This window comes from Soonwooa sp. (assembly GCF_032062245.1).
Taxonomy (GTDB): Bacteria; Bacteroidota; Bacteroidia; order Flavobacteriales; family Weeksellaceae; genus Soonwooa.
This window is the reverse complement of sequence record NZ_DAMBQF010000018.1, coordinates 1-18,882: the sequence shown is the minus strand read 5'-3', so window position 1 is coordinate 18,882 and position 18,882 is coordinate 1. Positions and strand designations below refer to the sequence as shown.

The following is an 18,882-nucleotide window of genomic DNA, read 5'->3' as shown; positions in this document are numbered from 1 at the left end:
ATATTAGCAATCGCAACAATTGATAAAACTTATAAAATATTCAAATCTGAAAGACTAATTTAGAATTATTAAAAATATTGTTTGTAATTATTCTAAATTAATTTATATTTGCAGTATGAATCACCCAATTATTGCTTTTAAAATTCCAGCTTTGACGCCAGCATTTTCTAACAATACCGAATTGTATTGCGAAAAAAAGAATTGTTGCAAAAAATTTAAAAAAGGGAAACGTTGCAAAAAATGTCCTGGTAGAGCCAAAACGGCTTAGAACAAAGCAAAAACTTTTTTTAGTACCAACAGAATAAAAGCAATTAACAGAACAATTGTTACAACTTTAATTCTATAAGCTAAAAACCGTTTATCTTTTATAAATAATGGAGAACTCGCTTGTCTAGGATGATGTTCTTCTCTCCTATTATTAAGACGTTCTTTAACCTGAGGTTCTTCATCAACCTCTCCAACTAGTAATTGTGTAATGGTAATGGCTTGTACAACAGTTTTATGAATCGCCGTATTGGTCGCATGTAACAACAACTGGAACTTGCCTTGGCTATCAAATTGTGTAATCTTAAAGCGTCTTTCTCCATTTACTTTTTCTAGTCCAAACGGAATAATCTTCACCAAGTCAGCATCGTAAGTCTGCCAATACAATCTAATCTCATCACCAACACGCGCCCGAATTTTATCTGAATGAAACTTCTGAATCTTCGGAGGTAGCGTCGACTTTATATTTCTTTGAACTGAATTAAATTGGTTGTCGTAAGATTTGCGTCTATCCACATCAATCAAAACTTCGTACGCCTCCTGAACTTCGCGAAAACGCAATTCAAAAAACTCATCATTATCATTTTTATCAGGATGATACTTCATCGACAATTTTCGATAAGCCTTTTTAATGTCCTCTGCGGAAGCATCTTCGCTAACACCTAAAAAATAATAATAGTTCTTCATTTTAATTCTAGTACAAAAATAAAAAAACGAAGAGAGATTTCCCTTCGTTTCTAGATATTTTTCAAATTATATACTTCTACTTCAAAGAATGAAGTCCAACCATGTTTCCTTCTGTAGCGGTAATCAAAGACATAAATTCAAACTCACCGATCCCCATTTTTGGTTTAACAACTTTTCCTCCTGCAGCTTCTACTCTAGCTTCTTCCACACTACAATCTTAGCAACTAAAATATACAATGGTGCTATTTCTGCCGCTTGGCACGCCTTGCATCTGGACTAAAGCGGCAGATCAACCAGGAAGCATCTCATCGTTAGCGCCTTCCATTGGGAAGCCAACCATATTCATATTTTCGTACGTAGGATCGGTCATTTGCATAATTTTCTTTTGCAAAACTTCTTAATAAAATTTTTGAGGTCTGCTCATATCTTGAACATAAATCTCGAACCAACAAACTGGATTTGTTTCCGTTAGCAAGTGCGGCATTTACGACTTTATCCACTTCTTCGTGACTATTAAGACTAATCGCAACCAAAACTTGCGTCGTATCACCTTTTGGAACTGGTCTTTCAGAAAAAGTTTCGAAAAACTCTTCGGTTAAAAACATAACATTGATAAGTTCTTCCTTTAGAATCATGGAAACCGCCTTTTCATCGGTTATGTGAGGATTAATTTCAAAACCTAAAGCTTTCCAAAAAGCCTTTGTTTTTTCGACATCTTTTATTGGGAGATTGACGTAAACTTCGTTGATATTTATAATGTGTTATTTGTGATTAGTGAAAATAATTCATAATTCATAATTCATAATTCATAATTCATAATTCATAATTCATAATTCAAAAACATTTTCAAGAATTATAAGCCGCTTCTAAATCAGCGATGACAATTTTCTTCATCTTTAGCATTGCTTCAACAACTTTTTGCGCTTTCTCATGATTAGGATCGCCCATCAATTCAATCAATCGATGTGGCACAATTTGCCAGCTTACACCATATTTATCTTTGAGCCAACCGCATTGACTTTCTTGCCCACCATTTTCTGTAAAAGCATTCCAATATTTATCGGTTTCCGTCTGGTCATTCGTCATAACGACCATAGAAACGCCTTCGGTGAAATTAAAATCATGCGTCGTGCCGCCATCCATCGCATACAAAGCATAATTGTCGATTGTAAATTGCGCATGTGCCACCATTCCTGCTAAATCTCCAGAATTTTGAGGATGCTCCATTATTCCATTGATTTCAGAATTTGGGAAATTTGAAACATAAAAATCCATTGCTTCGCGACATTTACCATTACTTTGTTGAATAAACATAAAGGTTGGGATATACTTTTGTTCCATTTTATCACCTTTGTAGAACTGCCAACTTACACCGAATTTATCGTTAATCCATGCATATTTTTCACTCCACGGATAAGAATTTAATTCCATTAAAACCTTAGCATCAGAAGATAATTTATTGTAGTAATCCTCGACTTCTTCGTCCGTTTCGCACATCACCATAATCGAAATACTAGGATTTGGCTGAAACATTGATCTACCATTTAATAACATTAATTTTTGACCATTTAAATCAACATTAACTACCATTGGCGAATCTACACTAACATGCGAATTTGGAAAAACATCTGCATATAATTTTGCGGCTTCACTCGCATTGCCATTGAACCAAAAACAAGGGAAAATATTTGGATTAATCATAAGTTTAAATTTTTTTTAGTTACAGTTTTGTCTCTGCATAATTTTTAAAACTGTTAAGAATCGCCTGCCAGCCTTGCAATTGCATATCTTCTGGATTTTGAGTTTCTAAATCAAATTTCACTGAGATTTCTGTTTTATTAAGATTCAAAGCTTTAAAATTTGTTTCCACTTCGCGACCGGCTTCCATGTGGTATTTTATTAATTCTAAAGGTTTAACGTCGTCATAGACACCTTCAAAATAAAACCCAAAAATTCCATCTTTGGCTTCCATTCTGTTTTTGAATTTTCCACCAACTTGCAAATCGTTTTCGGAGCTTGGACAAGACCAAGATTCGTGTGCAAAATTCCAATTCACGATATCTTTTGGATCGTTATAAGCTTCCCAAACTTGGTCAACTGGCTTGTTGATTTCTGCTGATATTGTGAGTTTTCCCATTTTTAATATTTTAATTATTAATTAAAATTATTAAATCAAATTTAATCCTTTAGAATATTCGAAGCACTTGTCATAAGACAATTCAATTATCTTTTAACAAAATTTATTAGTATTAAAAATGAAAAATGATTTGTAACTTTATCCTGTCTTTAGGACAAATTATTTTTTTTAAACTATGAAGAAAGCCACGCTATTACTAAGTTTTGTATCGTTAAGTCTCACTGCTCAAAATTTTACAAAACAAGATACTTTAAAAGGTTCTGATACCGAATTCCGAAATTTTTGGGACGTAAAAAAATATGACATTAATCTAGAAGCAAATTTCGAAAATAGAAGTATCGCAGGAACTAACAAAATCTCTTTTGAAATTACAAAAGATGTGGTTAATCCGACCTTCCAAATCGATTTGCAAAAGCCAATGAAAGTCGCAAAACTTGCCGCTAGCTTCGACAAAAAAGCAAAATATCAACAAGAAGACGATTTCATTTTTATTAAAACAAATAGAAAATTTAAAAAAGGTGAAAAACTAAATTTCGTTGTCACTTTTGAAGGAAATCCTGTTGTTGCGAAAAAAGCACCATGGGATGGCGGTTGGGTTTTTGAAAAAGATAAAAACGGAAATCCTTGGATGACGGCTGCCGACGAAGGGATTGGCGCGAGTATTTGGTTGCCATGTAAAGATATCTGGAGTGACGAACCCGACAATGGCATTGGTTTTAAAATCACAACACCGAAAGATTTAGTTGGCGTTGCCAACGGCCGATTAGTTGAGACTAAAACACTTGGTAACAAAAAGTCTTATCTGTGGGAAGTCAAAAATCCGATTAACGCTTATTCTATCATTCCGTCGATTGGGAAGTATGTCAACTTTAAAGAAACTTATGATGGCGAAAAGGGAAAACTAGATCTAGACTATTGGGTTTTGGATTACAATCTTGACAAAGCTAAAAAGCAATTTGCACAGGTAAAACCGATGATGAAGTCCTTTGAGTATTGGTTTGGCGCTTATCCTTTCTACGAAGATTCTTACAAATTAGTTGAATCGCCGCATCTTGGGATGGAACATCAAAGCAACGTTGCTTATGGTAATAAATTTGGAAACGGTTATCTAGGTCGCGATCTTTCGGGTTCTGGCGTGGGACTTAAGTGGGATTTTATCATCATCCACGAAACTGGACACGAATGGTTTGCTAATAACATCACGGCAAAAGATCAAGCGGATATGTGGGTTCATGAGGCTTTTACAAGTTACTCAGAAACCTTGTACACCGAAAGTCTTTTTGGAAAAGAAGATGCCGATAAATATGTGACTGGAACGCGAAAAAATATTCACAATGACATTCCTATTATTGGAACTTATGGCGTGAGAAATGAAGGCAGCGGTGATATGTATTACAAAGGTGCAAACATGTTACACACGATTCGTCAAGTGATAAATAATGATGAAAAATTTCGTCAAATTTTGAGAGGACTTAACAAAGATTTTTATCATCAAACGGTTACAGGAAAGCAAGTTGAAGATTATTTTAGTCAAAAATCAGGGATGGATTTATCAACGATTTTTGACCAATATTTGAGAACAACTTATATCCCAACTTTGGAATATAAACAAGAAAATAATAAATTAAGTTATCGCTGGACACATACGGTTAAAGATTTTAAAATGCCTCTAAGATTAGCTTCTGGCGAAATGATTACGCCAACTGAAAAATGGCAAACCACAGATTTGAAATCGAATAATCCCGTGGAATTTAATAACAACTATTACATTCTTTATAATAAGCAATAAATTTTAGTTTTGTTTAAAATCAAACTTTTTTAGAAAAAATTAAGCTATCAGAAATGATGGCTTTTTTGTTGATAAATTTTCGAAAAAAATCTTTGTCACGACATTCATTTTTTTAAATTTACTTTTTAAAACCGAACGTGATGAAAACGATTCTAACTTTTATATTAATAGGAATAGGCGTGACAATTGCTGCACAAGAAACACCAAAAAAAGATTCTGTAAAGATTTTGGAAGCGAAACCTTTTACTAAATCTCCAAAATTGTCCAATAGTAATCCTTTTTATAAAAACATAGATTCTGCAAAAGCATCGCAATACAAAATGTTAAATAAGAAACCTAAATCTGAAAATTATTCAAGTTTAAAAAAACAAAAACAAATCGAGTTAACAACTCCCAACTTGAAATTAAAAGATTTAAAAGAAAAATCCGACAAATAGTCAAAAACCCCAAATGGCAGATATTCAATTATTATATAAAGCGATTAAAATCGCACAAAAAGCGCACAAAAAACAAACCGACAAATACGATGCGCCTTATCTAGGACACGTTTTCCGCGTTATGGAAGCAGGAAAAACTATCGACGAAAAAATTGTTGGCGCGTTACACGACGTTGTGGAAGATCATCCAGAATTTTCGTTCGAATATCTTCTGGAACAAGGATTTCCCCAATATATTATCGATGCTGTCGAATGCCTTACCAAGCGCGAATCCGAAGATCCAGAACTTAATGAACCTTATGAAGATTTTGTTAAAAGAATAGAGCAAAATCCACTTGCGGTTAAAGTAAAAATCAATGATCTTAAAGATAATATGGATTTGAGACGTTTCACTCGACCTATCGAAGCGAAAGATCTAAAACGTCTTAACAAATATTTGAAAGCTTATCAATATTTAACAAGTACCTATTAATCGGCCATTGGGATATGGATGTCTTTTTCGTCATCCGATGGATCGATGGTAAAGTTGAGTGCAAAATATAAGAAATGTAGGTTGGTGTTTCCTTTAGAAGCAAATTCTCTCTGGAACATATAACCTGCAGTGGCATTCATATTATCATTAAACTGATAACCAATTCCGCCGAAAGTACGACTACGCTTGAAGAATTTATCTTCGGGACCGACAAAAACTTCTTCGAAAGCGTTGGCAAAAACGGTTCCTGATTGCACTTTTGTATTATTTAATGGTAAAGTCCCACTCAGACGATAACGAAAACGTTGTGTATTGGTGTTAACATCCGTGATTGAATTATGAAAAAAACGTTGCTCAGCTCTTAATCTGTGATCAAGTTTTAAACTTTTGATACGGTTGGTTAGTGTATATTGTAACCAAACACGATGCTCTTCTTGAGAAATCTTGTGATTTTTGTAAGTTCCGTATCGACCAACGCCGATGAAAGCCTGGTTATTTTTATTAATATTATAGCCAACTCCTCCTTTCGCCTCGTAGTAATCGATATAGGTGTAATCTTCTATTGATCGCGTTTGAAATTCAGCGTAAGCCATCCATTCTGGTGCAAATTTATAAGTGAAAGATACCATGTTAAAACCAGAAAGATTCTCTTTGTCTTGCGCTTTTCCAAAAACACTGATTAATACAACTAATGGGAGCAGGAATTTTTTCATTTTGCAAAGATATTCTTTTTCTAAAATCTAAAAAAAAAATCCTCCCGAAATTCAGGAGGATTTATATCATAAAGATTTAGAAACCTACATTTTAACCTAATAAAAGAGAAAGCGGATTTTCTAAATACAATCTTAAAGTTTGTAAGAACTCAGCACCAGTTGCACCGTCCACTACTCTGTGGTCACATGCAAGCGATAACTTCATAGTGTTACCAACAACGATTTGTCCGTCTTTAACAATTGGTTTTTCGATAATCGCACCAACAGAAAGAATAGCTGAATTTGGTTGATTGATAATTGACGTAAATGTCTCAATACCGAACATACCAAGGTTAGAAACTGAGAAAGTAGAACCTTCCATTTCGTTAGCTTTAAGACCTTTGCTTTTCGCTCTAGAAGCCATATCCTTAACCGAAGCAGAGATTTGATTATAGTTCATATAATCTGCATTCTTAAGAACCGGAACAACCAATCCGTCAGGAATTGCAACCGCAACACCAACGTTGATATTACCGTGGTGGATAATCTTATCACCAGCCCAAGATGAGTTAACTTGTGGATGCTTTCTAAGCGCCATCGCAGTCGCTTTGATAATCATATCATTGAAAGATACTTTCGTATCAGGAATGCTGTTGATTTCTTTACGCGCTTGGATCGCTTTATCCATGTTAATCTCAACCATTAGATAGTAATGAGGCGCCGTGAATTTACTTTCAGCAAGGCGTTTTGCAATAATATTTCTAACTTGAGAATTTACAGTTTCTGTATCTTCACCTGGAGTGAAATTAAGCGCTGGTGCAGCAACAACTTTCGGAGCATCTGCAGTGGTAGCAGCTTGCGCCGGTGCTTGATAGTTTTCAATATCTTTTTTAACGATACGACCACCTTCACCAGAACCTTGTACTGATTGAAGATCGATACCTTTATCTTCCGCCATTTTCTTAGCCAAAGGCGAAATATGAACACGCTCTCCATTAGCACCAGTTTGTACAGGAGCAGTTTCTGTTGATGTCGTTGCAGCTGGAGTTGTTGGAGCTTGCGTTTGCGTCGTTTGCGCTGGCGCAGCAGCAGGTTTTCCATCTCCTGCAACAACCGCAGAAATATCAGTCCCCGCAGGTCCTATAATTGCTAAAATCTTATCAACTTCCGCAGCGTCACCTTCGGCAACACCTTGGTATAATAAAGTTCCGTTGAACTCAGATTCAAAATCTTGAATCGCTTTATCTGTTTCAATTTCTGCAAGGATATCACCTTCTTTAACAGCATCGCCAACAGCTTTTTGCCACTTAGCAACTTTACCTTCTGTCATTGTATCAGAAAGTCTTGGCATCGTGATGACTTCTACACCTTCTGGCATTGTAGCCTCAACAACTGGTGCATTCTCAACTGGTGTTGACTCATTTTGAGTTTTACTTTCTTCTTCAACTTTAGCTTCTGCAGCCGTCGCTGATGATCCGCCACCAATAAGGCTAGATATATCTTCTCCTTGGTTACCGATAATTGCTAAAACATTGTCAACTGGCGCTTGTGCACCTTCTTCAACACCGATATATAATAAAGTTCCGTTAAATTCAGATTCAAAATCCTGAACGGCTTTATCAGTTTCAATTTCTGCTAAGATATCGCCTTCTTTAACTGCGTCTCCAACTTTTTTGTGCCATTTGGAAACTTTTCCTTCTGTCATCGTATCCGACAGACGAGGCATTGTGATTACTTCAGCCATATATTTTTATTGATTTGAGATTCGAGATTCGAGATTTGAAATTCATTGAAAGTCAAACATCAAATCCCAAATTAATAATTTTAGTTATTTTCTAATTTATCTAAGAATGGATAATCCGGCGTCGCGTATACGAAATCGTAAACTTGTGACAAATCTGGATACGGAGAATTCTCCATGAACTCAACACATTCGTCAACAAAAGCTCTAGATTTTTCGTCAATAGCTTCCAACTCCGCTTCTGTAGCCCAATTGTTTTCTAAAAGTCTGTGCTTTACAATTTCGATTGGATCATCTTTTTTGTGTTCTGCAACTTCGTCTTTACTTCTGTAAGGCTCAGCATCAGACATAGAGTGACCTCTGTAACGATAAGTTCTAGCTTCGATAAAAGTTGGGCCATCACCACGTCTTGCTCTTTCAATTGCTTCAAAAGCAGCTTCTGCAACTTTCTCAGGATCCATCGCATCAATAGGTAAACAAGGCATTTCGTAACCTAAACCTAATTTGTAAATATCTTCGTGGTTAGCTGTTCTTTTAACAGACGTACCCATCGCGTATTGGTTATTTTCACAAACGAAAACTACAGGAAGTTTCCAGTTCATTGCCATATTGAAAGTCTCATGCAAAGCACCTTGACGTACTGCACCATCTCCCATAAAACAAATGTTAACAGCTTTTCTGTCAAAATACTTATCAGCAAAAGCGATACCTGCTCCCAAAGGAATTTGTCCACCTACAATACCATGACCACCATAAAAACGGTGTTCTTTGCTAAAAATATGCATCGATCCACCCATACCTTTTGACGTACCCGTAGCTTTCCCGCAAAGTTCGGCAAGGATTCTTTTAGGATCAACGCCCATTGCCATTGGATGAATATGACAACGATAAGCTGTGATCATACTATCCTTTGATAAATCCATCGCATGGGTAAAACCTGCAGGAATTGCCTCTTGTCCGTTATATAAATGTAAAAAACCTCTGATTTTTTGTTTTAAGTAAAGAGAACGGCATTTGTCTTCAAACCTTCTCCACATCGTCATATCCTCGTACCATTTAAGGTAAATCTCTTTGGAAAATTCTTTCATATGATTTCGAAATATTTAGCAAAAATAAGAAAATATCTTTAGTTATTAATAGTGTTATGCTTAAATTAATATCTTGCCGCTATCGATAAAATTAATTAACTAAAAGATGATTTATTTTAAATTTCTAAAATGTAAATTGCAACATAATCTTTATTTTAAAAAATGACAGACAACCTAACTTCGGATTCACTTTTAATAAAAATATCAAAAGTTATATCAAATTTTTCCAATCCGATTGTATCGTTAATCATCTATTATATTGTTCTCTCCTATACGCCACATGCGAGTAATCTCAACGTTACCGATTTCTTCCCTATTCTTTTTATCCTTGTTATACCAGTTGTGGTTTGGATAATTTGGAACGTCAAAAAAGGGCATTATACCAACATGGATGTTTCCAACAGAAAGCAACGGAACAGCCTGTACATCGTCATTGTCATTCTTTGCGCGATTTATCTAGCCTACGAATTTTTTAGAAACGGAAACAAAGACACGACAGTTTTCTTTCTTTTGATATTGTTGATTTTGATGCAGATCAGCAACTTCTTTATTAAAAGCTCAATGCACACTTCTCTTAATCTTTTTGTTGCATTTTTATTTTTAAAATTCAGCTTGCCTTGGGGAATATTTTGGATAATTTTATCAATTATCATCGGCATTACAAGAATTATATTAAAAAGACATACCTTAGCAGAAGTCATTTCTGGAGCGGTATTGGGAAGCTTGGTCGGATTGGCTTATTATCTTGTAATCTAAAAATAGAAATATGAAAATTCTTAGTTTGACAAGTTCGGAAGAACAACTCATGTTAGTGATTTGGAATTTGGAAGCAGCCTTTATGAAAGACATCATGACGGCTTATCCAGAACCGAAACCGCATCAAAATACAGTTTCGACATTTTTGAAAATTTTAGTTGAAAAAAATTATTTAAAAATTGAAAAGAAAGGTCGCATCTTTAAATATATTCCTAAAATAAACTTTGAGGATTATCGAAAATTTCAGTTAGAAAATTTATTAGAAATATTTTATCATAATGATGTTGATCTTCTTCTTAAAGACTTAAAAGTCCCCGAAAAAGCTATAGAAATTGAAGAAAAAAGTATTGCAGAAATCATCGAAGAAACGACGCAATCCAATGACGAAGCTCTACAAAAAGAGATCGAGATACTGGATGCACAAGTCCTTACACTAGACACACCATCAGAAAAATCTGGTAAAAAGAAGAAAGACAAAAAGGAAAAGGAGAAAAAAGAAAAGAAGAAAAACAATCATAAAAAAAGCGATTCCTAAGAATCGCTTTTTATCTTTTAATGATATTGTAATTTTAATCTTTTACAATTTTGTAAGATTCATCAGTAGAATCAGATTTAAGTCTTAAAATGTAAACACCATTTGCTAAGTGCGAAACATCCACTTGCTTCGTTTTTTTATCTAAAGATCTAACCAATTGTCCTGTTATTGTATAGATTTCAATGCTATTGATGTTTGTATTGACGTCAATATTTAAAACATCTTTTACCGGATTAGGATATAATTTCACTTTAGATTTCAATAAATCTCCGACTGCAAGAGTAGTCGCATCTCCGACCATTACATCATCCAAATTAATTCCTCTTGCCCAATTTGACATACCTTCAAATGCAATTTGATAATTAGACGATTTATTTGGAAGTGGCAAAGTAACATCAGTCCACGCAGTTTTTTCAGTAGTATAAGCAGGACCTAACTGCGTCCATTGATCCGAACTGTTTGCTTTATAGTAGACTCTTAGTTCGTCAACATCTCCAAACCAATTAGTATTGGCATAACTAAACTTTACAACTGGGTTGGTTACTGAAGATAAATCTAACGGCTTTACAACCAGCATCGATTTGTTACCTACTGTCGTTGTTCTGAATTCTGCCATTCGAGGGGCAGATTTAGGAGTAATCGTAGCATTACCATTTGTTGTCACATACGTCCAAACTGCAGATCCACCACCACTCACTGTTTCATTTTTCCAACAAGTGGGTACTGCATTGGCATCAAATTTTTCAATCATTGGGAAAACTGTATTGGCTGAACAATTTGTTGTAAAACTAATCTTATTAGACCAATCACTGAATGTTGGATTACAGTTTTTTCTAACGTACACATCATAAGCAGTATTTGGTGTTAAACTTAGATTAGCAGTTTCGTCAGAAACTGATAAGACTGTCCCCCCGCCATGTGAAAATCCAGCAGGCCCGTATTCTACCTGATAGTTATTACCAGTTCCATTTGCAGCCCAATTAATCTTAGCGGAGTTACTAGTAACATTGCTATAGGTCACATTTACAGGTATATTACATAAAGGTTTCGCCAAAGACGCAACGTCATCAATATCAAAATAGAATTTATCTTGAGTTGTCGAATGAAACGCGATATACACTGTTTTTCCTACATAAGATGATAAATCATATTCATACTTATAAAAATTAGCACCACTGGCGGGATCCACGTTAGCCGCTAAAACAGTTGTAAAGGCAGCTGCAGTAGGTGTAGTTTCTGATAACTTTAGAGCAATCTTTTCAGGGTATAAAGGATCTCTACTTCTAGCATAAAAGCTAAAATAATCATTAACACCTGCTGTTACAGCTATAGCAGGAGTGACTAAATAATCATCATGCGCAACAGCATTGTAACCAATAGAAACTGTATTAGTACCACTGTAGGCAGCAATACCAGTTGATCCTGTAAAATTTACTATCTGCCAAGTATTAGTATCTCCACCATTAATGACAGCCCATCCTGTGGGAATATTAGTATTAGCGTCAAAATTCTGAAAAAATTGCGCATTAAATGCTAACGGTAAAGCTACCGCTAAAATAAAAAATTGTTTTTTCATGATTATTAATTTTTGAATGGTGAGACCAAACTAAATCATTTTCACGACACACACAATATGTAATTAATAATTTTTAGAACACATACATAATAAATTTTATAAAGATTAACAATATTAATATTAAACTAAGATAAATATGAAAAAAATTATTAGTATATCAATATTTCCATATACAATATTTTTTTTGCGTTAGAATTTCTATTTTTTAAATTATTTCATTAATAGAAAGCGATTTCAACCCAAAAAAAAAGCGATTCCTAAGAATCGCTTTTTTATCTTTTAATGATATTTTACCAACGGTTACCACCACGGTTTCCACCGTTGTTACCATAACCACCACCTCTATTATTATCAAATGATCTTCTTGGTTTTTCTTCTCTTGGTCTAGCTTCGCTAACGTTAAGAGTTTTACCGTTAAAATCTTGTTGGTTAAGCGCTTCAATAGCTTGCTTAGCCTCAGCGTCGTTTGGCATTTCTACGAAACCGAATCCTTTAGATCTTCCAGTTTCGCGATCCATAATGATCTTTGCAGAAGTAACTTCTCCTTGATTTTGGAATAATTCTAACAACTGCTCTTCTTTAGTTGCGTAATTGATGTTTGAAACAAAAATGTTCATTGTATAAAAAAATTAAATTGGTATAAAAAATTTGTTGTTATAAGGAGAAAACAACAACTGACTGAACACTTGGATTTCGACTATAAAAACATTGCAATTTACACTTTATTTTCAATTCACCTACTATTTTAAAAAAAATTATTGATTAATTAATTCTTTTATAAATTTGATTTAAAATTTAGTTATGAAAAAGACCTTTACACTTTTCGCTGCAGTAGCCTATTTTGGGCTTAATGCGCAATTTACAAGTCCTAATACTGGGATAACTTATAATTTAACAAGCTTAGCGCAAGCTGCTTCGGGGACTGTTACTAACAATGGCGATCATTTTTTAATATCTCAAAATGTAACGATTTCTGCCAACGACAAGCTTATAATCGACGAAAATACAACTGTAAAACTTAGTAAAGACGTCATGCTTTTCGTTTTTGGACAATATCAAACCAATGCAACACAACTAATTTATACCACAAATATTGCAGGTGAGGCTTACAAAGGTATCCGCTTCGAAGACACTTCTAATGTTAGTCTAAAAAATACGACCATCGAAAACGGCGGCGGACTTCGCGTTAATACATCCAACTTTATTATGGATAATTGTATTATTAAAAATAACCAAACCGTAAGTGGCGGAGCGGCTTCGAGCGCAGCAGTTCAGTTTGGAAGCACTACTGGAATTTCCATTACAAACTCACAATTTTTAGAAAATGTTGGATCAGCGATCGGTTCTGGCGCTAACATCAGCGTATCCGGAATTATCGATAACAACTATTTTTACGGAAACAATACAAGTAATCAAAACCGTCCGCAAATTAATATGGGACCTGGCGGAAGTGCCGGAATTATCATCACAAACAACCAAATTATTGGTAACAGAAATCTCCCTATGACAGGCGGAATTTCGGCTTCAGCACTTGTGGGTGGCGCTAACAATGTAAAAATCGAAAATAACACCATTCGTGATAATCGTTACGGAATTACAGTCGCTGGGAACTCATCATACGGAACCGTTGCTAAAAACATTATCGAAAATAACAATACCCAAAACGACCCAATGCTTGGCGGAAGCGGCATCAACTTTATCGGGAGTGGCACCACTGTGATGGATGTTAAAGTCAGCGAAAACCAACTTCGCGGAAATCTTTGGGGTGTAACTTTGCAAGGAACAGCGCAAGCTAACTTTGGAAGCGACTTGCCTGGTAAAGAAAATATCGGTAAAAATATTTTTAAAGATAATATTAATAACGGGGTGACTTACGCGCTTTTCAACAATACACCGAATAATTTGGAGGCCAAGTTCAACTGCTGGAGAGAGGGCGAATTATCAAATGACATCATGGTTGAAGATGTTGTAACGCATCAGGTTGATGATACTAAATATGGTTTGGTTAATTTTAAACATTATGACTGCGCTGCAACACAAGCTGTTAATGATGTTAATAAATTAAAACTGCAAGTATATCCAAATCCAAGTCAGGGTGATTTTAGTTTCAAATCAGAAACTTCTGGAAATATTGTTGTAACAGACCTATCGGGAAAGTTAATTCATTCTGCCATTGTTATAAAAGGTGAAAATAAAATTTCTTTAAAGGCGGCACCTGGCGTCTATATTCTTAATTTCAACAACGGAACTTCGAAAGCGTCAAGTAAAATTTTTGTGAAGTAACAAAAAAGGTTAGTGTAAATATTTACACTAACCTTTTTTTTATGTTAAAAATTTAGAAAAGATTTATAGCTTTAAACTTGATAATAAAAACACTTAGTCACTCCATCATAATAACCGTAAAAACTAATATTATCTGTCTACTATTGTTTCAAAAATAGTTCATCCTCTTAATATTCGAGGGATCTTGGATAATTTTTTCATCTGATATTACGAAAGATAACAACGGCTTACTTTTTCAAAAAAAACAATGACTAGCATTTTCCTATATTTACTGTTTAAATAAAAATCAAATGCTTGATTTTCGATTAAAAGTCTTTGCAACGGTTGCAAAACGACTTAGTTTTACAAAAGCTTCCCAAGAGCTGTACATATCTCAACCAGCTGTTACAAAGCACATTCAAGAATTAGAACAACAACTTAGCACCAAACTTTTTACCCGAAATGGCACAAGTATCGATTTAACTTTAAGTGGAAAAATTCTTTTAGAAAAGGCCAATCAGATTTTTGAAATCTATCGCGAAACCGAATTCGAAATTAACAAAGTTAATAATAAACTAAAAGGCAATTTAAAAATTGGTGCTAGCACAACCATCGCTCAATATATTTTACCAGAAATATTGGTAAAATTTCATTCTTATTATGAAGATATCCATATCGATTTGACTTCTCAAAACACCGAAAAAATTTCAGATTTATTGAAGAAAAACAAAATAGATATTGGTATTATTGAAGGTCCTTTTCAATCGGCGCAATTCGATTATATTCCGTTTATGTTAGACGAAATTGTGTTGGTTGCACGAGTTGGGCATCCTTTGTCTAGCAAAACTATTTCTGTTAAAGATCTTACAGAACTTGATTTTGTGAGCCGTGAAAAAGGATCGGGCACGCAAGATTTTATCGATTCCGAACTTCAGAAGAGCAAACTTCTAGCATCAAAGCTTCATGTTATCATGAATCTTGACAGTACAGAAAGCATCAAAAATTATTTGGCGCAATCGGATGCTATGGCTTTTCTGTCGGTTAGCAGCATCACAAACGAACTGAAATACAACAAGTTAAACATTATCGATATCAAACATTTTGAAATTAAAAGACAATTTCAGTTCATCGTTTTAAAAGGTGAACAGTCGGAGTTGGTTCGGCTTTTTATGAAAACTTGTGGCATAATGAAAAAATAAAAAAATCCGAGCGTTTTACCACTCGGATTTTTACATATTTTAAATTTCGAAATCTTAACCGAAGTTGATGATTTCTTCCATTTTAGCATTTTCTTCGTTTACCAATTCGTCGTCAACAAGGATTTTACCACTATTTTCGTCGATAATAATTTTCTTTCTTTGGGCAATCTCCATTTGTTTTTGTGGTGGAATTGTAAAGAAAGATCCTTTTGGCGCACCTCGTTCTAGACCAACAACAGCAAGTCCATTGATAGAACCTTTGCGGATTCTTTGGTAAGAGCTTAACAATCTAGAGTCAATTTTTTCTGAGAATTCCTCAGATTTTGCTAACAAGAATTCTTCCTCTTTTTGAGTTTCTGCAATTAGCTCATCCAACTCATTCTTCTTGTGTGCCAGGTGATTACGAAGTTCTTCAATCTTAGTTGTCAACTCACTTAGCATCTCGTTTTTATGAGAAATTTTAGAACCAAATTCTTTAATTCTTTTCTCAGCCAACTCAATTTCTAAAGTTTGATATTCAATTTCTTTATCTAAAGATTCGTACTCTTTGTTATTTCTAACATTATCTTGTTGCGACTTATATTTAGAAATAAGTGTTTGAGCTTGTGCGATCAACTCTTTTTTAGCGTTAATCTCAGCATTTTGCTCTTTTATTTCAGCATCGAATTTGCTAGCTCTTTTATCTAAGCCTTCGATTTCGATTTCTAAATCTTCAACTTCGATAGGCAACTCTCCTCTCGTATTGCGAATTTCGTCTAATCTAGAGTCAATGATTTGTAGGTCGTAAAGTGCTCTTAGTTTCTCTTCAACCGAGATATCGTTTGCTTTTTTAGCCATATCTTAAATAAAATAATTTACAGGGTTGTTTTTTTTGCTCGTTTTAGCGATTGCAAAGTTAGTAAAATTTTCGGACAATATTTCATATAATTGTTGAGTTACAAATTGTTCGCTCTCAAAATGTCCAATATCCGCAATTAATAATTTGTTTTCTCCCGAAAAGAAGTCGTGGTATTTGACATCGCCTGTCAGATAAGCATCGCAACCAACTGCCATTGCAGACTTTATACCGCTAGCACCACTTCCACCAAGCACGCCTACTCTTTTTATCGTTTTTTTACTGGTATTGCTATACCTAATTATTTCTAAATTAAAAATCTTCTTTACAAATTTTAAAAACTCATCCAACGGCATTTCTGTATCCAAATCGCCATAACGTCCGAGCCCAGCATACTGATTATCATTTTCGAGACTAATAATATTGTAAGCAACTTCTTCATAAGGATGGGCAGCGAACATCGATTTTAGAATATCATTTTGTCTAAAATTTTCAAAAATAAAAGACAACACATTTTCTTTGACAACTTCACGTTCGTTAATTTCTCCTAAAAAAGGATTCGCCCCTTCTTTCGCTCGATAACTTCCCGTCCCTTCCACTGCAAAGCTACATTCGTCATAGAAGCCAATACTGCCCGCTCCTGCTTCCAAAATTGCATTTTTTACTTGGTCAGCATGATCATTAGGAACGAAGACTTCAAGCTTTTTAAAATTCTTGGATTTGGGCATCAAGATCTTTTGATTTTTTAAACCTAAAACCTCACAGATCTTATAATTAACACCAAAATAATCATTATCAAAAGCCGTGTGCATGGCATAGATAGCGATTTTGTTTTCGATGGCTTTAAGAACAGCTTTCTCAACATAATTTTTTCCCGTTAAAGATTTTAGACCCGAAAAAATAATGGGATGAAAAGCAACAATCATATTAAATCCTTTTTCAATGGCTTCTTCCACAACATCTTCTAAGGCGTCGTGCGTCACCAAAATCCCTGTTACTTCGCGATCAGGATTTCCGCATAACAAACCAACATTGTCAAAATCTTCGGCTTGTCGAATTTTAAAAATTTTATCTAACTGACTACAAACTTCTTTTAGTGTTTTTGCGCTCATATTTTTACAGGAACTTTTTCTCATTTAAAAACTAAGTGTAAATTTACAGTTATTTTAAAAAATATGAGACGAATAATAAAACCTGAGTTCGACTTAATACCCGCAGACGGATGGCTCAGAAAAGTTTATAACATTATCTACCTTGACAACACACGCCAAGGGAAAATTTTTGATGTTAGTCTTCTTATTTTAATATTGATAAGTGTGGGCTTACTAATGGTGGAAACAATCCCATTGGTTAATCTTAAATATCATAATCTTTTTTACACTGCGGAGTTCATTATTACAATGATTTTCACAGTGGAATATATTCTAAGAATTGCTTGTATCAAGGATAAAAAAGAATATATTTTTAGTCCGATCGGTATTATAGATTTCTTGTCTATTATCCCTTTTTATCTAAGTTTATTCTTCCCAATTATCCATTACATCGGCATTTTGAGAATGTTGCGAATGCTAAGGATTTTTAGAATTTTCAACCTTGCCGATTATATGCACGATGGTCGATATATTTTGACTGCTCTTAACCATAGTTCTAGAAAAATTTATATTTTCCTTTTGTTTATGGTGATTTTCATTGTCATTATTGGCTCGATGATGTATCTGATAGAAGGTGGAAAAAACGGTTTTACGAGTATTCCTCAAAGTATATATTGGGCAGTTGTGACCATTACAACTGTTGGTTATGGTGACATCTCGCCTGCAACGCCAGTCGGGAAATTCTTATCTATTATTGTAATGCTTTGCGGTTATAGCATCATTGCAGTACCAACTGGGATTGTAACTTCTGAGTTCAGAAAAGGAAAACGTTATCACTTTATGTGCGGTCGTTGCGGTAATGATGACAACGACAACGATGCAAGATATTGTAAACAATGCGGTGAAAAATTCGCTTAAATTAAATTTAAAACAATCAATGAAAAAACTCTTCTTCTCCATAGCTATTTCAGCAAGTTTTTTTGCCTTTTCACAGAATAAACAAGATTCGATTCAGTTTAAATCAATTTCAAATTTAATTATGAAAGATGGTCAAGCCTACGATCAACTTTATGATTTAACGAAAAATATCGGCCATCGATTAAGCGGATCCGACGCTAATGCGAAAGCTGTAAAATGGGCTGAGCAGAAACTAAAAGAAGCTGGCGCAGATAAAGTTTGGTTAGAAGAAGTTATGGTTCCTAATTGGTATCGCGGTGAAGAATCTTTGAACATTAAAACCGCTAACGGATCTTGGAAGAAAATAAAAACGCCGTTTCAGAAATTTAGTGCAACAAATGTTAAAATAATTAACACAATTTTA

Annotated in this window: 20 protein-coding genes and 2 pseudogenes; 9 read left to right on the top strand and 13 right to left on the bottom strand. The window is 34.5% G+C overall.

What is annotated here, in order from left to right; all coding sequences use genetic code 11:
- Positions 1–264: 264 nt before the first annotated feature.
- The 6 genes and pseudogenes from RT037_RS09500 to RT037_RS09480 all read right to left on the bottom strand — a co-directional run bounded on the left by RT037_RS09500 (position 265) and on the right by RT037_RS09480 (position 3,088).
- The gene (locus tag RT037_RS09500; RefSeq protein ID WP_313030403.1) at positions 265–951 is read right to left on the bottom strand and encodes a DnaJ domain-containing protein; all 687 of its coding nucleotides are present in this window, start codon (positions 949–951) and stop codon (positions 265–267) included.
- A 76-nt stretch (positions 952–1,027) separates the two neighbouring features.
- The gene (locus tag RT037_RS09495; protein ID WP_313030400.1) at positions 1,028–1,159 is read right to left on the bottom strand and encodes a hypothetical protein; all 132 of its coding nucleotides are present in this window, start codon (positions 1,157–1,159) and stop codon (positions 1,028–1,030) included.
- A 103-nt stretch (positions 1,160–1,262) separates the two neighbouring features.
- A complete protein-coding gene (locus RT037_RS09490; protein ID WP_313030395.1) occupies positions 1,263–1,586 on the bottom strand; it encodes a hypothetical protein in 324 nt (107 codons plus the stop codon).
- Between the two features lie 12 nt (positions 1,587–1,598).
- Positions 1,599–1,700, bottom strand: a pseudogene (locus tag RT037_RS13880) (glyoxalase/bleomycin resistance/extradiol dioxygenase family protein); the annotation flags it as partial.
- Between the two features lie 97 nt (positions 1,701–1,797).
- On the bottom strand, positions 1,798–2,652 hold the full coding sequence (locus tag RT037_RS09485; RefSeq protein WP_312324338.1) for a VOC family protein: 855 nt from the start codon (positions 2,650–2,652) through the stop codon (positions 1,798–1,800).
- 19 nt (positions 2,653–2,671) lie between these two features.
- Positions 2,672–3,088 (bottom strand): SRPBCC domain-containing protein, encoded by a 417-nt coding sequence (locus RT037_RS09480; protein WP_312324340.1) that lies wholly within the window; start codon positions 3,086–3,088, stop codon positions 2,672–2,674.
- A gap of 175 nt (positions 3,089–3,263) precedes the next feature.
- On the opposite strand from RT037_RS09480, the gene RT037_RS09475 reads away from it, so the two are divergent.
- The 3 genes from RT037_RS09475 (at position 3,264) to RT037_RS09465 (ending at position 5,786) form a co-directional block, all read left to right on the top strand.
- A complete protein-coding gene (locus tag RT037_RS09475; protein WP_313030385.1) occupies positions 3,264–4,877 on the top strand; it encodes a M1 family metallopeptidase in 1,614 nt (537 codons plus the stop codon).
- Between the two features lie 140 nt (positions 4,878–5,017).
- Entirely contained in the window at positions 5,018–5,314 is a 297-nt protein-coding gene (locus RT037_RS09470; RefSeq protein ID WP_313030380.1) for a hypothetical protein, read from the top strand.
- A gap of 13 nt (positions 5,315–5,327) precedes the next feature.
- On the top strand, positions 5,328–5,786 hold the full coding sequence (locus tag RT037_RS09465; RefSeq protein WP_079665465.1) for a phosphohydrolase: 459 nt from the start codon (positions 5,328–5,330) through the stop codon (positions 5,784–5,786).
- On the opposite strand, the gene RT037_RS09460 is transcribed toward RT037_RS09465, so the two are convergent.
- The 3 genes from RT037_RS09460 to pdhA all read right to left on the bottom strand — a co-directional run bounded on the left by RT037_RS09460 (position 5,783) and on the right by pdhA (position 9,307).
- Positions 5,783–6,499, bottom strand: coding sequence for a DUF2490 domain-containing protein (locus tag RT037_RS09460; RefSeq protein ID WP_079665466.1), 717 nt, complete (start codon positions 6,497–6,499; stop codon positions 5,783–5,785). The genes RT037_RS09465 and RT037_RS09460 overlap by 4 nt on opposite strands.
- Positions 6,500–6,590: 91 nt before the next feature.
- The gene (locus tag RT037_RS09455; protein ID WP_313030370.1) at positions 6,591–8,222 is read right to left on the bottom strand and encodes a 2-oxo acid dehydrogenase subunit E2; all 1,632 of its coding nucleotides are present in this window, start codon (positions 8,220–8,222) and stop codon (positions 6,591–6,593) included.
- Between the two features lie 80 nt (positions 8,223–8,302).
- A complete protein-coding gene (gene pdhA, locus RT037_RS09450; protein ID WP_312323758.1) occupies positions 8,303–9,307 on the bottom strand; it encodes a pyruvate dehydrogenase (acetyl-transferring) E1 component subunit alpha in 1,005 nt (334 codons plus the stop codon).
- 162 nt (positions 9,308–9,469) lie between these two features.
- On the opposite strand from pdhA, the gene RT037_RS09445 reads away from it, so the two are divergent.
- Together RT037_RS09445 and RT037_RS09440 are read left to right on the top strand one after the other, a co-directional pair.
- Complete coding sequence (locus tag RT037_RS09445) at positions 9,470–10,063, top strand: ABC transporter permease (protein WP_312323759.1); 594 nt, start codon at positions 9,470–9,472, stop codon at positions 10,061–10,063.
- Between the two features lie 10 nt (positions 10,064–10,073).
- A complete protein-coding gene (locus RT037_RS09440) occupies positions 10,074–10,598 on the top strand; it encodes a BlaI/MecI/CopY family transcriptional regulator (RefSeq protein ID WP_313030365.1) in 525 nt (174 codons plus the stop codon).
- Between the two features lie 34 nt (positions 10,599–10,632).
- Here the strand turns inward: RT037_RS09440 and RT037_RS09435 are convergent, their stop codons facing one another.
- A complete protein-coding gene (locus RT037_RS09435) occupies positions 10,633–12,174 on the bottom strand; it encodes a T9SS-dependent choice-of-anchor J family protein (RefSeq protein ID WP_313030361.1) in 1,542 nt (513 codons plus the stop codon).
- Between the two features lie 290 nt (positions 12,175–12,464).
- Positions 12,465–12,791 carry an RNA recognition motif domain-containing protein gene (locus RT037_RS09430; RefSeq protein WP_079665471.1) on the bottom strand — a complete coding sequence of 109 codons (327 nt, stop codon included), beginning with the start codon at positions 12,789–12,791 and terminating at the stop codon, positions 12,465–12,467.
- Positions 12,792–12,975: 184 nt separating this feature from the next.
- On the opposite strand from RT037_RS09430, the gene RT037_RS09425 reads away from it, so the two are divergent.
- Positions 12,976–14,457: a T9SS type A sorting domain-containing protein gene (locus tag RT037_RS09425; RefSeq protein WP_313030357.1), complete on the top strand. Its 1,482-nt coding sequence runs from the start codon at positions 12,976–12,978 to the stop codon at positions 14,455–14,457.
- A 290-nt stretch (positions 14,458–14,747) separates the two neighbouring features.
- Positions 14,748–15,635 carry a LysR family transcriptional regulator gene (locus RT037_RS09420; RefSeq protein WP_313030356.1) on the top strand — a complete coding sequence of 296 codons (888 nt, stop codon included), beginning with the start codon at positions 14,748–14,750 and terminating at the stop codon, positions 15,633–15,635.
- Positions 15,636–15,689: 54 nt separating this feature from the next.
- Here RT037_RS09420 and RT037_RS09415 read toward each other — a convergent pair whose 3' ends face one another.
- Positions 15,690–16,472: a hypothetical protein gene (locus tag RT037_RS09415; RefSeq protein ID WP_313030355.1), complete on the bottom strand. Its 783-nt coding sequence runs from the start codon at positions 16,470–16,472 to the stop codon at positions 15,690–15,692.
- Between the two features lie 3 nt (positions 16,473–16,475).
- On the bottom strand, positions 16,476–17,582 hold the full coding sequence (locus RT037_RS09410) for a Nif3-like dinuclear metal center hexameric protein (RefSeq protein WP_313030353.1): 1,107 nt from the start codon (positions 17,580–17,582) through the stop codon (positions 16,476–16,478).
- 63 nt (positions 17,583–17,645) lie between these two features.
- Here RT037_RS09410 and RT037_RS09405 point away from each other — a divergent pair, with 63 nt between their 5' ends.
- Both RT037_RS09405 and RT037_RS09400 read left to right on the top strand, forming a co-directional pair.
- Positions 17,646–18,479, top strand: coding sequence for an ion transporter (locus RT037_RS09405; RefSeq protein WP_312323021.1), 834 nt, complete (start codon positions 17,646–17,648; stop codon positions 18,477–18,479).
- Between the two features lie 121 nt (positions 18,480–18,600).
- Positions 18,601–18,882 (top strand): annotated as a pseudogene (locus RT037_RS09400) (peptidase M28 family protein); the annotation flags it as partial.

Coding starts and splice junctions, on each gene's coding strand:
- RT037_RS09440 (WP_313030365.1), top strand. CDS start 10,074: ATGAAAATTCTTAGTTTGACAAGTTCGGAAGAACAACTCATGTTAGTG.
- RT037_RS09465 (WP_079665465.1), top strand. CDS start 5,328: ATGGCAGATATTCAATTATTATATAAAGCGATTAAAATCGCACAAAAA.
- RT037_RS09500 (WP_313030403.1), bottom strand. CDS start 951: ATGAAGAACTATTATTATTTTTTAGGTGTTAGCGAAGATGCTTCCGCA.
- RT037_RS09485 (WP_312324338.1), bottom strand. CDS start 2,652: ATGATTAATCCAAATATTTTCCCTTGTTTTTGGTTCAATGGCAATGCG.
- RT037_RS09470 (WP_313030380.1), top strand. CDS start 5,018: ATGAAAACGATTCTAACTTTTATATTAATAGGAATAGGCGTGACAATT.
- RT037_RS09420 (WP_313030356.1), top strand. CDS start 14,748: ATGCTTGATTTTCGATTAAAAGTCTTTGCAACGGTTGCAAAACGACTT.
- RT037_RS09475 (WP_313030385.1), top strand. CDS start 3,264: ATGAAGAAAGCCACGCTATTACTAAGTTTTGTATCGTTAAGTCTCACT.
- RT037_RS09460 (WP_079665466.1), bottom strand. CDS start 6,499: ATGAAAAAATTCCTGCTCCCATTAGTTGTATTAATCAGTGTTTTTGGA.
- pdhA (WP_312323758.1), bottom strand. CDS start 9,307: ATGAAAGAATTTTCCAAAGAGATTTACCTTAAATGGTACGAGGATATG.
- RT037_RS09490 (WP_313030395.1), bottom strand. CDS start 1,586: ATGATTCTAAAGGAAGAACTTATCAATGTTATGTTTTTAACCGAAGAG.
- RT037_RS09455 (WP_313030370.1), bottom strand. CDS start 8,222: ATGGCTGAAGTAATCACAATGCCTCGTCTGTCGGATACGATGACAGAA.
- RT037_RS09430 (WP_079665471.1), bottom strand. CDS start 12,791: ATGAACATTTTTGTTTCAAACATCAATTACGCAACTAAAGAAGAGCAG.
- RT037_RS09425 (WP_313030357.1), top strand. CDS start 12,976: ATGAAAAAGACCTTTACACTTTTCGCTGCAGTAGCCTATTTTGGGCTT.
- RT037_RS09405 (WP_312323021.1), top strand. CDS start 17,646: ATGAGACGAATAATAAAACCTGAGTTCGACTTAATACCCGCAGACGGA.
- RT037_RS09445 (WP_312323759.1), top strand. CDS start 9,470: ATGACAGACAACCTAACTTCGGATTCACTTTTAATAAAAATATCAAAA.
- RT037_RS09410 (WP_313030353.1), bottom strand. CDS start 17,582: ATGAGCGCAAAAACACTAAAAGAAGTTTGTAGTCAGTTAGATAAAATT.
- RT037_RS09415 (WP_313030355.1), bottom strand. CDS start 16,472: ATGGCTAAAAAAGCAAACGATATCTCGGTTGAAGAGAAACTAAGAGCA.
- RT037_RS09480 (WP_312324340.1), bottom strand. CDS start 3,088: ATGGGAAAACTCACAATATCAGCAGAAATCAACAAGCCAGTTGACCAA.
- RT037_RS09435 (WP_313030361.1), bottom strand. CDS start 12,174: ATGAAAAAACAATTTTTTATTTTAGCGGTAGCTTTACCGTTAGCATTT.